We start from the raw sequence: 15,030 nt of genomic DNA, 5'->3' as shown, positions 1-15,030 counted from the left end.
TCGCTCTTATCGAACGCGACGAACTTGAATGATCATTCCCATCAATGGGTTGTCTAAGTAGTGAGTTTCACTACTGCGCATACGGCGCTTCTGATCCATGCGGAAGCTCTTCAAGAACTTCTCTTCAGTGATGGTTGGTGAAACTTCTGCCAAGTTGCCTACTTGAACGTTGCCGTCCACTTCACCTAACTCATTCGTCATCTGCTCAGAAGGCTGAGACTCGATACGAACTTCACGTATAGCGGGCTCACGTAAATCTATGGTGGTCTCAGCGAACAAGTAGTGCTGAACGTAGATTTGAAGTTTGCCGTCTAACTCGTAGAGCGGACCGTTAACGGTTTCTTCACTGTAACCATCGGTTGAAAGTGATTGTGCATTGCCATTGATTTGGCTGCCGTCAGCGTTGTAAGAGCCTGAGAAATCACGTCCACCCACGATATGGAAGATCGGCGCGCTTGCCTTGCCGCGGTCGCCTTGACGCCAGGCTACGTGTTTAAGCACTTTGAAGCCGGCGTGATTGTTCAATGCTGATTCTTGTGCATTCAAACGGAAAGAAGAACGTGGTAGCAAAGTGACGCCTTTAGAACGGCGGTAAGACTCACTGTCTAAGCTGCCTACGTTGCTCATTTCGATTTTTGGCAGCTCATTTGGCCATGATTCACTGGTACTTTCAGCGTTAACTGCTCGCTTGAAAATAATTACTTCAATATCAAATTGACGCGCAGCCCAAGTAGGCATTGAGACACAAAGAAGCAATAATGGGATCAGTATTCTCATTCGACTATTAGCTCGTTGGTAATAAATTCTGTTTAAAATCATTCAGTAAGTCTTGAACAAACTGAATGCGTTTTCGTCGGTCCGTTAATGGTACGCTAAACTTGAACTTAGTTGGACCTTCCATTGCAAATTTTTGCGGCTGTGATTGCAGGAGTTTAACCAAATACGCTGGGTTTATGTCAGCATCAGGGTAAAACTCGATGAATCCGCCCTTATCATGTGCCTCAATTTTCTTCGCTTTGAGACTTCCTGCCCCAATTTTCAGTTCTGAGACAGAGAGAAGGTTTTTGGTTGCATCTGGCAATAAGCCAAAGCGATCAATCAGTTCTACCTTCAATTCCGACAAGCCTTCGTTGTCGCTGACGCTTGCAATGCGTTTGTACATTGATAGGCGTGTATTCACGTCAGGGATGTAGTCATCCGGTAACAAGGCTGGAATACGCATTTCAATTTCCGTTTGCTCACGAAGCAAGTCATCCAACGATGGTTCTTTACCTTCTTTCAATGCTTCAACCGCTTGTTCAAGCATCTCCATATACAGTGTAAAGCCAACCGATTGAATTTGACCACTTTGTTCGTCACCTAATAGCTCACCTGCGCCACGAATCTCAAGATCGTGCGTCGCAAGAGTGAAACCTGCGCCCAGATCTTCTAACGAAGCAATAGCATCAAGACGTTTGATGGCGTCTTTGGTGATGGCTTTCGGATGTGGTGTCAATAAGTAAGCATAAGCTTGGTGGTGCGAACGACCTACACGACCACGTAATTGGTGAAGCTGCGCAAGACCAAGGTTATCGGCACGATCCATGATAATGGTGTTTGCCGTCGGAACATCGATACCTGTTTCAATAATAGTGGTACAGACGAGTAAGTTGAAACGCTGGTGGTAGAAGTCGTTCATGATGCGTTCTAGTTCGCGTTCACGCATTTGACCGTGGGCAACCGTCACACGAGCTTCTGGGATCAGCTTTTGCAAGTCTTCAGCGGTTTTCTCGATGGTTTCGACTTGGTTATGCAGGAAGTACACTTGACCACCGCGCATAATTTCTCGCAATGCGGCTTCACGAACGACCGAATCTTCATGCTGGCGCACAAACGTCTTGATCGCTAAACGACGCGCTGGTGGCGTTGCGATGATCGATAAATCACGCATACCACTCATCGCCATGTTCAACGTTCGCGGAATTGGTGTCGCGGTAAGCGTTAGGATGTCGACATCGGCACGCATTGCTTTTACTTTCTCTTTCTGGCGTACACCAAAACGGTGTTCTTCGTCGACGATCAACAAGCCAAGATCTTTGAATTTAATGTCGCTTGAAAGCAGCTTATGGGTACCAACAACGATGTCTACTTTACCGTCCGTGACGTCTTGAAGGATCACTTTCTGCTCTTTCGCTGATTTAAAGCGCGAAAGGACCTCTACACGAATTGGTAAGTTAGCAAAACGATCACGGAAGTTTTCAAAGTGCTGCTGAGCGAGCAGGGTAGTCGGCACCAATACAGCCACCTGCTTGCTGTTGTCTGTTGCCACGAAGGCTGCTCGCATTGCAACTTCGGTTTTACCAAAGCCAACGTCACCACATACGAGTCGGTCCATCGCTTTTGCTTGGCACATGTCCGAAAGTACCGCATTGATGGCGGTGGATTGGTCGTCCGTTTCTTCAAATGGGAATGTCGCTTTGAATGTGGCGTATTGGCCACGATCCAACTCGAATTTGTACCCCGGTTTTAGCTCGCGTTTTGCGTAAACATCCAGAAGTTCTGCTGCGACGTCACGTACTTTTTCTGCCGCTTTACGACGTGCTTTTGCCCACGCTTCACCGCCGAGTTTATGCAGTGGTGCACTCTCTTCTGCACCGCCAGAATAACGGCTGATTAAGTTCAGGGAAGAAACCGGAACGTAAAGTTTGGCATCGTTTTGATACTCAAGGGTAACGTATTCCGTTTTCATACCACCGGCTTCAAGCGTTTGCAGGCCGATGTAGCGTCCGATACCGTGGTCAATGTGTACGACAGGTTGCCCCGGTTTTAGCTCGGCAAGGTGGCGAATGACGGTGTCACTATTGACGGTTTTTTTGTCTTTGCGACGGCGTTGGATAACGCGATCGCCGAGTAGATCGCTTTCACAAATTAGTGCAAAGTTCAGCTCATCATGGATAAAGCCATGTTCTGCAGCGCCAAGTATCAGGCTGAATCGGTCATTTGAATCTAGTGCTTGGTATATTGAGCCATGAACCACTGGACGTACTTTGATGCCTTGCAGCAGTTCGGTCAGCGCTTCACGACGGCCTTCTGATTCGACTGAAAAGACGATTTTTCCCGTAAATTGCTCACTAAATTGGCGAAGACGAGACAATGGCTCTTTGTTTTGCTGTTGGACACCAAGCTCTGCTAAAGACTGTACTGCGAGGTTTTGACGACCAGCACGTTTAACAATTTTCTCTAGGCTTAATAGGGCCTGAGGCAATTGTTTGATGTGCTTAAATAGTTCGTCTTTCTTTAGCCACAGTTCATTAGGGGCCAATAGCGGACGGAGTGGGTCGATTTTCTTTTGATCGTAACGGTAGTCAACGTCATTCAAGAAAGTATCGACCGCTGCTTCGATGTCTCCGTAAATGATCAGTTGCGAATCTTCTGGTAAGTAATCGAACAGAGTCTCTGTGTGATCGAAGAACAATGGCTGCCAATATTCGATACCGGCAGGCCATGTTCCTTTGGTGACCTGCATATAAATCGATTCAGGCTCTCGGCGTGCTTCAAACTGTGTACGCCAACGGGTACGGAAGTCTTCGATTGCTACCTTGGTCGTTGGAAATTCGTGCGCAGGCAGTAATTGGATCTGCTGGATGTCTTCGATCGAACGTTGGTTTTCTGGGTCGAAAGTTCGTATCGTGTCGATCTCATCATAGAAGAAATCAATACGGTAAGGATCGGAGCTGCCCATAGGGAACAAATCTAAGATCGAACCGCGACTGGCGTATTCACCCGGTCCAAACACTTGATCGACGTGACGGTATCCCGAGTTTTCTAGCTGAGCGCGTAGCTTTTCGAGTGAGAACTGGTCGCCTGTCTTAACCATCAAAGTGTGTTGCAGCAAAAAGTCTCTCGGAGACTGACGTTGCAAAATTGTGCTGACTGGTACGATCGTCACACCATTACGTTGATGAGGCAACTGGTATAAACGTGCAATTCGGTCTGAGATAATTTCTTGGTGCGGTGAAAAATTATCGTATGGCAAGGTTTCCCAATCCGGGAACAGGCTCACGGTTTGGTCTGTAAACTGCTCAATTTCAGCTTGTAGTTTTAGCGCGATTTGTGGATCGGGCACCACAAGAACTGAATGGCTTGAGTGTTGTTTTGCCAGTTCCGCAATGGCCATTGGTAATGCCGCGCCAGGTAAATTCCCTAGCTGTTTTTTATCGCCACGTTCAGACGGATTAGTGACGGAAAGAATCGTTGCTTTTGTCATGGTCGTTATTTGTTATCTCGCTCTAGTGAACGCTGACGCAGTAGTTTTTGTTGTTGGTACAAAGCGGCTTTGATCAATAAATCTTGGTCGGCTTCTCTGAGCAACTTGTACTTCAGAGTGGTGATGAAACCACGGTCAAAAGGCTCGCATGCTACTACCTGAGCGTAGCAGTAAATGGCTGCCGCAGGGTGATCTAAGAACAGTTTTACTCGCACTAATTGTTGAGACTCAATTTCAGTTTCTGAGCGATAGCTGAGCTGGCTTGCTCCAAACTGAGTGGTTTGAAAGCGAAGTGTTGCATCGTCTTGTTGAGAGAGCATGAAACTAAGTAAAAGGTTGAGCTTTGAATTCTGTGTATCCAATAGGCTGATGACGTGTTTCAGCTCTTTAGTTTGTAGTTCAAGGCGAGCATTATCTGCCTGCATATCTAAATGACTAAATTCGCTTGCGACAATAAAAGGCGCTGGAATTTCCGAGACAAAGGTTTCCTCATCGGGCAGAACGAAGTCCGCTCCTAATGTTTCGACATTAAGAGTGAGGTTGTGGTGTACTGTGAAGTATTCTTGTTCTGTCATTAATCGGTCCTTTTCTGCCAACGAGCACTCTCATTTCATTGAAGAAAGAGAGGGATAGGGCACTGATTATCGCTAACTGAAATAAGTTATCAAGTTTCCATGTTTTGTCTGGGTGAACTTTCTCGCTTAAAAATGGACTTATTGCATGTCGTTGACAAATTTAGCGATTATCTTGTCTTCTTCATTGTAAGAGTAAGGTAAGATAACTCTTATTATTTAGCACTATTAGAAAACCAGTTGGTTTGTCCTATATGTATCATCCTATCTCTTTGTTTATTGGCTTGAGATATCTTCGGGGTCGTTCCGGAGATAGGTTCAGTCGATTCGTGTCTTATATGTCGACCGCGGGCATTACAATCGGTGTGATGGCGCTTGTGACTGTACTCTCTGTCATGAACGGTTTTGAAGCGCAACTAAAAGAGCGCATTTTAGGTGTGTTGCCTCACGCCGTAATTTCACAACATGATGGCAAAACGCCCATGACAGCGACGGCGCCTGAATTTATCCAGAATATGTCTACGACGGCAAAGCCTGAACCGATCGTTCGTGGAGAAGCGGTTATTCAAAGTTCTGCACAATTGACCGCGGGCTACTTGATTGGGATTGAACCAAAACAAGGCGACCCTATTTCAAACCATTTAATCGCAGGTCGATTGTCTTCTTTAAAAGCGGGTGAGTACAAGGTTTTCTTAGGACACAGCTTGGCGCGATCGTTAAAAGTCTCAATGGGCGATAAAGTGCGTTTAATGGTAACGAATGCTTCACAATTTACTCCGTTAGGGCGTATTCCTAGTCAGCGTAACTTTACCGTTGCGGGGTTGTTTAATACCGGCTCGGACGTTGATGGACAATTGATGATTGTGAACATGACGGATGCGGCAAAATTGATGCGCTTACCTAAAGAGACGGTCTCTGGTTGGCGTGTCTTTTTCTCCGACCCGTTTATGGTGACTGAGTTTGCAGATAAACCTATGCCTGAAGGTTGGCAGTGGAGTGACTGGCGTGCACAACGCGGTGAGCTTTTCCAAGCGGTTAAAATGGAAAAGAACATGATGGGCTTGATGCTCGGTTTAATTGTTGGTGTTGCCGCGTTTAACATCATTTCTGCTTTGATCATGGTGGTGATGGAGAAGCAATCTGAAGTCGCAATTCTCAAAACCCAGGGGATGAAGCAATCTCAGGTGATGGCTATTTTTATGGTTCAAGGTGCCAGCAGTGGTGTAATTGGCGCGATTGTTGGTGGAGTGGTAGGCGTGGCTTTGTCGCTTAACCTCAATGCTATTCTGGAAGCGGCAGGTGTGGCGCTATTTAGCTTTGGTGGCCATCTGCCAATTGTTATCGATTCATTCCAAATTTTATTAGTGGTAGTGCTGGCGATTGCTCTGAGTCTTGCTGCAACTGTATATCCATCTTATCGAGCATCTTCTGTTAAACCTGCTGAGGCACTTCGCTATGAATAAGCTATTAGAATGTCGTGATATTCGTAAAGTCTACCGAGAGGGATCGTTAGATACAGAAGTGTTGAAAGGTGTGAGCTTTGATATTGATAAAGGTGAGTTAGTGTCAATTGTTGGCTCATCTGGCTCAGGGAAAAGTACTTTACTGCACATCCTTGGTGCGTTGGACGACGCATCACAAGGTGAGGTCGACTTTCTCGGCCAAGACCTATCTGCATTGAGTTCAAATAAACAAGCTGCGTTGCGTAACAAACACCTTGGTTTTGTGTATCAATTCCATCATTTGTTGGCGGATTTTACGGCAGTAGAGAATGTGGCAATGCCCCTGCTGATCGGTGGAACGAAAGTATCGGAAGCGAAAGAAGCTGCTCAAGCTCTACTAGAAAAGGTGGGGTTAGGTCATCGCATGGATCATCGTCCGTCCGAACTTTCTGGTGGTGAGCGTCAGCGTGTAGCCATTGCACGAGCTTTGGTGAACAAGCCTGATCTGGTATTGGCGGATGAGCCAACGGGTAACTTAGACCACAACACTGCCTTGGCGATTTACGATTTGATGCGTGAATTAAACCAAGAGTCGAACATTGCTTTTTTAGTGGTTACCCACGATAACGAGTTAGCCGCGAAAATGGATCGCCAAATGCACATGCAGGATGGCTTATTAGTGGATCGTTTTACCACTGAAGCTTCGGTAGCGGAGGGCTAATTTTGTTTTCATCTCTAGCACTGATGATCGGTGGCCGATTCAGTCGCGCTAAAAAGCGTAACAAAATGGTGTCGTTCATTTCGCTTTCTTCCACGATTGGTATTGCGGTTGGCGTTGCGGTGATCATTATTGGTCTTTCAGCAATGAATGGTTTTGAACGCGAGCTGCAATCGCGCGTGTTATCAGTTATTCCGCATGGTGAGTTAGAAGGGGTCAATGGACCACTGCACAATTACACCAAAACCATGAATCAGGCATTGAGTCATGAACATGTTGTCGCGGCAGCGCCTTATGTTCGCTTTACTGGTTTGGCGGAAAAAGGCAGCAAGCTTAAAGCCGTTGAAGTACGAGGTGTCGATCCGGCTTTCGAGCAGGCCGTATCAAGCATGTCTGATTTTATTGATCCCCAAGCATGGCAGAATTTTTATGCTGGTCAGCAGCAAGTCATTTTGGGGCGTGGAGTTGCCAACGAATTAAATGTTGAGGTTGGTGACTACGTTACGTTAATGATTCCGCAAACGGGAAGCACCAACAAAGTTCAAGCACCAAAACGTGTGCGAGTCAAAGTCTCAGGTTTTTTAACGCTTAACGGTCAGATCGATCATTCACTCGCTCTGGTTCCATTAAAAGATGCACAGGCGTATGCGCGTTTAGGTGATGGTGTTACAGGGATTTCATTGAAGACAGATGATGTACTTAACGCACCTTCGATCGTGCGTGAAGTCGGTAGTCTGATTGATGTGTATGTCTACCTCAAGAGCTGGCAACAACAATTTGGTTTCTTGTATCGCGACATCCAACTGGTTCGCACCATTATGTACTTGGTGATGGTTCTGGTGATTGGTGTAGCAAGCTTCAACATCGTTTCTACATTGATGATGGCCGTAAAAGATCGCGCTGCAGAAATTGCGATATTGCGCACCATGGGCGCAAAAGATGGGCTAATTAAACGCATCTTTGTATGGCAAGGTGTGTTCTCGGGCGTATTCGGAAGTATTGCAGGCAGTATTGTTGGTGTGTTTGTCGCGCTAAACCTAACCCCCATCATTAAAGCGTTAGAGAGTTTAATCGGACATCAGTTCTTATCGGGTGACATCTACTTTGTTGACTTCTTACCTTCCCAGTTGCATTGGCCAGATGTGGCTTTGGTTTCGGGAACGGCAATCATGTTGAGCTTGTTAGCAACTTGGTACCCGGCTTCTCGCGCAGCGAAGCTCAATCCTGCTGTGGTATTGAGTTCCAAGTAATCGAAAGAAAGACTTTAGGTGCAGCTCTCAAGCGGCAGGCACAAAAAAGGACCGAATCTCGGTCCTTTCTTTTATCTATGTCCAGCTCATCTCTGTCATGGCTCGGTAGACTTCATACTTGAGTTACAGCGCCTTTCATGTCGAACGTTAACTGTTCTCCATTCGATGCTCTACAACCTGCTAATTGAAGAATAAGTACTTATCTTATCTTACGTTTTTGCCAGCTTCTCACGACTGAGTAACGCCAAAGCCCCCGAATACCAAAATAGCCAATGATGGCTGATACAACGCCGCATATTGCGCAGCCTAGTAGGAACGGTGGTCCAATAGTGTTCATTTGATGCATGATGAATTCCCACGACAACTCAAAATGGAATGGCTGTGGAGGAACGTGCATAACCAAAGCGCCAAGTTTGTACGCAAAGTAGAACAGCACTGGCATCGTGATAGGGTTACTGATCCATACCAATGCAACAGAAAGCGGTAAGTTAACGCCAAGCATGATGGCAAGACCTGCGGCCATGATCATCTGACTCGGAAGCGGAACAAACGCCATAAATAAGCCAACAGCAAAAGCACCAGATGCAGAGCGACGGTTTAAACACCACAAGTTTGGGTTGTATAACACGTTGCCGAAGACCTTTAGTGCTTTTTGGCGTTTGATCATTTCATGATCTGGCATGAAGCGTTTTATCAGCTTTCTAGGCATAGGACGACATGACTCTCTTAGAAAAAAGTTGGACCTTGGCATTATTTGTCGCGAGCGTTATTTCGTCTGCATGGTGGCCGACGATGCCAGATTGGCGATGGTTGCTGCTGGGAATAATTGCCATTGGCTCAATAATCAAATTACGTCGAGGCTTAATTAGCATAGGCGTAATTTCGGGCTGTATGGTTGTTATTGTCCACGGCAATGTTATGGAACATCAAAGACAAGCCCTGTTTCAAGCAGGGGTGAATATTACCATAATTGGTAAAGTTGACAGCCCTTTTACGCAAATAAGTCACGGATATGAAGGAATTGCGGTGGTTAACGGGGTGAATTCTCAAAACCTGTTACCTTTTCTTAAACCGAAAATCCGTCTGATAACCCCTTTCCCACTGCCTGTTAACAGTGACTTTACTACTCAAGTTTCACTTAAACCCATTCTAGGGTTGAGAAATGAAGCGGGTTTTGATTCTGAGCAACAAGCCTTTGGGCAGGGAATTGTTGCAAGAGCCACGTCCTCACGTAATGCCAAGTGGCAGATTCGTTCTTCTTACTCTGCTCGTCAGCAAATCATTCAGTCGGTTTCTGGAAGCATCTCGCGCCTCAAACATTATCAACTCATCAATGCGCTCGCCTTTAGTGACCGCTCACTTTTAACGCATCAAGATTGGCAGCAGCTACGGGATAGTGGGTTATTGCACCTTGTCTCTATTTCCGGTTTGCATATTGGGATGGCATTCAGTTTTGGTATTTTCGCCGGGGTTGCGCTTCGGTATGTTTTTTTCAATCTCCAGCTGTTACCACCTGTCATTGGGATTATCACTGCGTTTTTGTACGCTTGGCTTGCAGATTTTTCTTTGCCGACGATAAGAGCTTTTTCTGTCTGTGTTATTTATGTGTCATTAAAGTTTTGGCTGGTGTATTGGAGCGCTTGGCGTGTACTGCTGTTAGCAGTCGCTATTCAGCTTTGCATTGAACCTTTTGCTTCTCTCAGTCTGAGTTTTTGGTTGTCGTATCTCTCTGTTGCTGCGGTACTGCTTGCGGTGAATGCCGTTCAGAGCCACAAGGGGGATTGGAAGGACAAGTTGATCTTGTTGTTGAAAGTACAGTTAGTACTTACTTTGTTGATCGTGCCGATCAGCGGGTATTTCTTCTCTGGCACCAGTCTAGCCTCAATTATTTATAACCTAGTATTTATACCTTGGTTTGGGATGATTGTGGTTCCTCTGATGTTTCTTGCGCTCATGTTTTCGCTTTGCTCTTATTTCATTTCGGCGTGGTTTTGGCAAGGCATGGACTGGGCGTTATGGCCATTGAGTTGGTCTTTACCCTTTGCCATAGGGAGTTGGCAGTTTCTCAGTTTAAAAGCAACGCTTCTTGTTGGTGTGGTAAGTGCTTGTCTTTTACTTGGTCGCTTTTTTCGATCTAACGGACTGCATTTATTACTTTTGGTCACGATTTGTGTGGTGTTCTTTCATGATTCCACTAGAGACCGATGGCGAGTGGATGTTCTCGATGTCGGGCATGGGCTTGCAGTGTTAATCGAAAAAGGCGGCAAGGTATTGCTTTATGACACAGGGAAAGGATGGGGGAGCGGTAGCATTGCTGAGCAGGTTATCGCCCCGACTTTGCATCGTCGAGGTTACGGTTCCATCGATGGGTTCATCATTAGCCATGCGGACTCTGACCATGCAGGAGGTCGTCAATACATCGAAAGTGCTTTCAATCCGACCAATAAGTTCAGCAGCCAGAATTACACTGGCTATAGAGCGTGCGTTGCAGGGGAATACTGGTCGTGGCAATCCTTGAATATTGAAGTGTTGTGGCCACCGAAGTTGGTTCAGCGTGCCTACAATCCCCACTCTTGTGTGATTAGGATGGTCGATTCTCAATCTGGTTTCCGTCTGCTGCTGACGGGAGATATTGAAGCCATAAGTGAATGGATACTCATGCGCGAGCCTGAGAAGCTAGAAAGTGATGTGATGTTGGTTCCTCACCATGGCAGCAAGAGTTCTTCGAACCCCAAATTTGTTCAAGCGGTTTCTCCCAAATTAGCCATTACTTCTCTCGCGAAAAGTAATCAATGGGGGATGCCAGCTGACAATGTGAAACTTGCTTACCAAGCTGCTAACTCGCAGTGGCTAGATACGGGGAGTCATGGGCAAGTGACCGTGTTTATTGATCGAGATAATTGGCATTTTGAAACCAAACGCAGTGAGACATTTGATCCTTGGTATAGGCAGATGCTGCGTAAGGGAGTAGAATAAGAGTCTTAATGTAAGAAAATAAAGCACTTCTATGTCGATAAATACTGATGAAACGACCTGGCAGACGTTTAAGCGTCTATGGCAATTTATTCGCCTTTATAAGGCAGGTTTGATCGTTGCCGTCATTGCATTAGTTGTTAATGCTGTTTCAGATACCTATATGATTTCTTTGCTAAAGCCGCTTCTTGATGAAGGTTTTGGCAATGCAGAATCGGATTTTCTACGCACGCTTCCGCTGATCGTTTTTGCCATGATGTTTATTCGTGGCGTGAGTGGATTTGTATCTACCTACTGTTTGAGCTGGGTTTCCGGCAACGTAGTGATGCAAATTCGCCGAATGGTGTTCAACCACTTTATGCATATGCCTGTTTCTTACTTTGATAAAGAAAAAACGGGTAATTTGCTGTCTCGTATCACTTACGATTCAGAGCAAGTTTCTGCAGCTACCAGCTCTGCGCTTGTGAGCATTGTACGTGAAGGCGCGAGTATCATCGGTCTTCTTGTTCTGATGTTCTACAACAGCTGGCAGTTGTCGCTGGTTCTATTTGCCGTTGCACCAGTGGTTGCTTGGGGTATTAGTATCGTTTCCAAACGATTCAGAAAGATATCTAGAAACATGCAGACGATGATGGGTAATGTGACAGCATCTGCTGAACAAATGCTGAAAGGTCATAAAGTTGTACTAAGTTACGGTGGTCAAGACATCGAAGGCAAACGCTTCGAGAAAGTCAGCAACCAAATGCGTCAACAGAGTATGAAGTTGGTCACCGCTCAAGCAGCAGCTAACCCGATTATTCAGATGATCGCATCCATTGCGATTGTTGTGGTGCTTTACCTTGCAAGTATCGATTCGATCAAAGAGCAATTGACTCCAGGTACCTTTACCGTTGTCTTTTCTGCGATGTTTGGTTTGATGCGTCCTCTTAAAGCGCTCACCAACGTAACGTCACAGTTCCAACGCGGTATGGCGGCGAGCCAAACGCTGTTTGCTTTGATTGATCTCGAAACAGAGAAGAATGAAGGTAAATTCAAAGTAGAACGTGCGCAAGGCGATGTAACTGTTAAAGATGTCAGCTTCACTTATGAAGGTGCAGAGAAACCAGCGCTTGAGAATGTCAGTTTTGACATTCCAAAAGGTAAGACGGTTGCTCTCGTTGGGCGTTCAGGTTCGGGTAAGAGTACCATAGCTAACTTGTTCAACCGTTTCTACGACGTAAGCAGCGGTTCAATTACGCTTGATGGTCATGACATTCGTGATTATGAGCTTAAGAATCTTCGTGAGCAGTTTGCGCTTGTTTCGCAAAACGTACATTTGTTCAATGACACGATTGCAAACAACATTGCTTACGCGACAGAAGAACAATACACACGTGAAGACATTGAGCGTGCAGCCAAACTGGCTCATGCGATGGAATTCATTAGCAAGATGGATGGTGGCCTAGACGCTACGATCGGCGAGAATGGTGCAAGCCTGTCGGGTGGTCAACGTCAGCGTGTGGCGATTGCTCGTGCTCTACTGCGTGATGCGCCTGTTCTTATCCTTGATGAGGCCACATCGGCCTTGGATACGGAATCTGAACGTGCAATTCAATCTGCTCTAGATGAACTACAAAAAGACAAGACGGTACTGGTTATCGCTCACCGCCTATCGACTATCGAAAACGCCGATGAAATCCTAGTTGTGGATGAAGGTGCTATTGTAGAGCGTGGGAATCATGTCGAGTTGATTGCGAAAGATGGCGCTTACGCTCAGCTTCATCGAATTCAATTTGGTGCCTAAGCGCTGTGATTGAAAAGATCTGGTTCGAAAACCATCCGCTTAAATACTTGCTATGGCCGCTTTTGTGGCCATTAAGCTTGTTGTTTGGTGCGATAAGCCAATCGAAACGCCGTCAATACCAAGTCGGCAAGAAAGAAGCCTACAAAGCACCTGTGCCTGTTGTGGTCGTTGGTAACATTACCGCTGGTGGCAATGGTAAAACGCCAGTGGTAGTGTGGCTGGTAGAGCAATTGCAACTAATGGGTTATAAACCCGGAGTGGTATCGCGTGGTTACGGCGCAAAAGCACCTCAGTATCCGCTTGTTCTTGATGATAATACACCAGCGAAACACTGTGGTGATGAGCCTAAGCTAATTCATCGTCGTACTGGTGCGCCAGTAGCTGTAGACCCAATTCGTGCTAATGCGGTGAAAGCATTGCTTGAAACTGGCGTTGACATCATTATTACTGACGATGGTCTTCAGCATTACGCCTTAGAGCGAGATATTGAGTTTGTTATCGTTGATGGCAATCGTCGCTTTGGTAATGAAAGCCTTATTCCACTTGGTCCGCTACGTGAAGGGGTAGAGCGTCTTTCTGAAGTCGACTTTATCATCACTAACGGTGGAAAAGCGCATCAAGATGAAATGCCAATGTCTTTAGCGCCGTCTAAAGCGAACAATTTGAAGACGAAGCAGCAAGTGGATGTGAGTGAGTTGAAAGACTTAGTCGCATTTGCAGGTATAGGGCATCCACCTCGTTTTTTTAATACACTTAACGCAATGAATGCGGATGTCAAAGTCACGAAAGGGTTTGCCGATCATCAGGACTTTGACCAACAAGAATTAGATGCATTGGCTCAACAAGGAGCGAATGTGATTATGACAGAAAAAGATGCCGTTAAATGCGACCGCTATGCGCAAGACAATTGGTGGTATCTTCCTGTTTCTGCTCAGTTTGAACAACATGATGCAGAACGAATTTTAAATCGAATAAAAGAGGTTAAAGCGACTTATGGATCACCGTCTGCTTGAGATTGTAGCTTGCCCTGTGTGCAAAGGTAAGCTGACGTACGATAAAGATAATCAAGAGTTGATCTGCAAATTAGATCGCCTTGCTTACCCAATCAAAGAGGGTATTCCTGTTCTCCTTGAACCAGAAGCAAGAACCATGAGCATGGACGAGGGACGCTAATGTCTTTTACGGTTGTCATTCCTGCGCGTTACGCGTCAAGCCGTTTACCGGGTAAACCGTTGGCAGATATTGGCGGCAAGCCAATGATCCAATGGGTTTACGAACAAGCGTTACAAGCGGGTGCTGAAGACGTGATTATTGCGACTGACGATGAGCGCGTATCGGCGGCTGCAGAACAGTTTGGTGGCAAGGTTTGTATGACCTCGCCAAACCATGAATCTGGCACTGAGCGACTAGCAGAAGTGGTAGAAAAAATGGCAATTCCTGCAGACCACATTGTGGTTAATGTTCAGGGTGATGAACCATTGATTCCTCCGTCTATTATTCGCCAAGTAGCTGACAACCTAGCAGGTTGCGATGCGCCAATGGCAACGCTTGCGGTTGAGATTGAATCGGAAGAAGAAGTCTTTAACCCGAATGCGGTAAAAGTGGTCGCGGACGAGCGTGGTTACGCTATGTACTTTAGTCGTGCGACGATCCCTTGGGATCGTGACAACTTTGCCAAGCAAGACAAAACCTTCGTAAATCCATTGATGCGTCACATTGGCATCTACGCTTACCGTGCTGGCTTCATCAATACTTATGTGAATTGGCAGCCAAGCGCACTTGAGCAAATCGAGTGTCTAGAGCAACTTCGCGTGCTTTGGTACGGTGAAAAGATTCATGTTGCGGTTGCAAAAGAAGCGCCAGCAGCAGGTGTCGATACGCAAGCCGACCTTGAAGCGGTAAGAACAATTATTGCAAAGCAAGCTTAATACACCGCACTGACTGATTTAGATAGATAAAGGCTCCTAAGTTAGGCTGTCTCTTATACACAAATCCCCAAGCTTGTAGCTTGGGGATTTTTTTTGAACTCTTTCACGTGTGTGTGAT

Annotated in this window: 12 protein-coding genes; 8 read left to right on the top strand and 4 right to left on the bottom strand. The window is 46.0% G+C overall.

Annotated elements, in window-relative coordinates; translation table 11 throughout:
* Positions 1-6: 6 nt before the first annotated feature.
* From C1S74_RS05685 to C1S74_RS05675, 3 genes are read right to left on the bottom strand one after another with little or no spacing between them, the layout of a single operon-like run.
* On the bottom strand, positions 7-777 hold the full coding sequence (locus tag C1S74_RS05685; protein WP_045403613.1) for a peptidoglycan binding protein CsiV: 771 nt from the start codon (positions 775-777) through the stop codon (positions 7-9).
* 7 nt (positions 778-784) lie between these two features.
* Positions 785-4,246 carry a transcription-repair coupling factor gene (mfd, locus tag C1S74_RS05680; protein ID WP_045403615.1) on the bottom strand — a complete coding sequence of 1,154 codons (3,462 nt, stop codon included), beginning with the start codon at positions 4,244-4,246 and terminating at the stop codon, positions 785-787.
* A gap of 5 nt (positions 4,247-4,251) precedes the next feature.
* Positions 4,252-4,821, bottom strand: coding sequence for a PilZ domain-containing protein (locus tag C1S74_RS05675; RefSeq protein WP_045403618.1), 570 nt, complete (start codon positions 4,819-4,821; stop codon positions 4,252-4,254).
* Positions 4,822-5,072: 251 nt separating this feature from the next.
* On the opposite strand from C1S74_RS05675, the gene lolC reads away from it, so the two are divergent.
* From lolC to lolE, 3 genes are read left to right on the top strand one after another with little or no spacing between them, the layout of a single operon-like run.
* Positions 5,073-6,281 (top strand): lipoprotein-releasing ABC transporter permease subunit LolC, encoded by a 1,209-nt coding sequence (lolC, locus tag C1S74_RS05670; protein WP_045403620.1) that lies wholly within the window; start codon positions 5,073-5,075, stop codon positions 6,279-6,281.
* Positions 6,274-6,981 carry a lipoprotein-releasing ABC transporter ATP-binding protein LolD gene (gene lolD, locus C1S74_RS05665; protein ID WP_045403621.1) on the top strand — a complete coding sequence of 236 codons (708 nt, stop codon included), beginning with the start codon at positions 6,274-6,276 and terminating at the stop codon, positions 6,979-6,981. The genes lolC and lolD overlap by 8 nt, the downstream gene beginning before the upstream one ends.
* Positions 6,982-6,983: 2 nt before the next feature.
* The gene (lolE, locus tag C1S74_RS05660; protein WP_045403623.1) at positions 6,984-8,228 is read left to right on the top strand and encodes a lipoprotein-releasing ABC transporter permease subunit LolE; all 1,245 of its coding nucleotides are present in this window, start codon (positions 6,984-6,986) and stop codon (positions 8,226-8,228) included.
* A gap of 199 nt (positions 8,229-8,427) precedes the next feature.
* Here lolE and C1S74_RS05655 read toward each other — a convergent pair whose 3' ends face one another.
* The gene (locus C1S74_RS05655) at positions 8,428-8,937 is read right to left on the bottom strand and encodes a DUF2062 domain-containing protein (protein ID WP_045403625.1); all 510 of its coding nucleotides are present in this window, start codon (positions 8,935-8,937) and stop codon (positions 8,428-8,430) included.
* A gap of 8 nt (positions 8,938-8,945) precedes the next feature.
* Here C1S74_RS05655 and C1S74_RS05650 point away from each other — a divergent pair, with 8 nt between their 5' ends.
* The 5 genes from C1S74_RS05650 to kdsB are packed head-to-tail and all read left to right on the top strand — an operon-like array spanning position 8,946 to position 14,912.
* Positions 8,946-11,204 (top strand): DNA internalization-related competence protein ComEC/Rec2, encoded by a 2,259-nt coding sequence (locus C1S74_RS05650; protein WP_045403627.1) that lies wholly within the window; start codon positions 8,946-8,948, stop codon positions 11,202-11,204.
* A gap of 31 nt (positions 11,205-11,235) precedes the next feature.
* On the top strand, positions 11,236-12,984 hold the full coding sequence (gene msbA, locus C1S74_RS05645; protein WP_045403628.1) for a lipid A ABC transporter ATP-binding protein/permease MsbA: 1,749 nt from the start codon (positions 11,236-11,238) through the stop codon (positions 12,982-12,984).
* Positions 12,985-12,989: 5 nt separating this feature from the next.
* Positions 12,990-13,997: a tetraacyldisaccharide 4'-kinase gene (gene lpxK, locus C1S74_RS05640; protein ID WP_045403630.1), complete on the top strand. Its 1,008-nt coding sequence runs from the start codon at positions 12,990-12,992 to the stop codon at positions 13,995-13,997.
* The gene (locus C1S74_RS05635) at positions 13,978-14,157 is read left to right on the top strand and encodes a Trm112 family protein (RefSeq protein WP_005378451.1); all 180 of its coding nucleotides are present in this window, start codon (positions 13,978-13,980) and stop codon (positions 14,155-14,157) included. Before lpxK ends, C1S74_RS05635 begins: the two co-directional genes overlap by 20 nt.
* Entirely contained in the window at positions 14,157-14,912 is a 756-nt protein-coding gene (kdsB, locus tag C1S74_RS05630) for a 3-deoxy-manno-octulosonate cytidylyltransferase (protein WP_045403631.1), read from the top strand. Before C1S74_RS05635 ends, kdsB begins: the two co-directional genes overlap by 1 nt.
* Positions 14,913-15,030 lie beyond the last annotated feature (118 nt).

Source organism: Vibrio hyugaensis, assembly GCF_002906655.1.
GTDB lineage: Bacteria > Pseudomonadota > Gammaproteobacteria > Enterobacterales > Vibrionaceae > Vibrio > Vibrio hyugaensis.
Note: the sequence above shows the minus strand (reverse complement) of the source record. Positions and strands in the feature narration are given on the sequence as shown.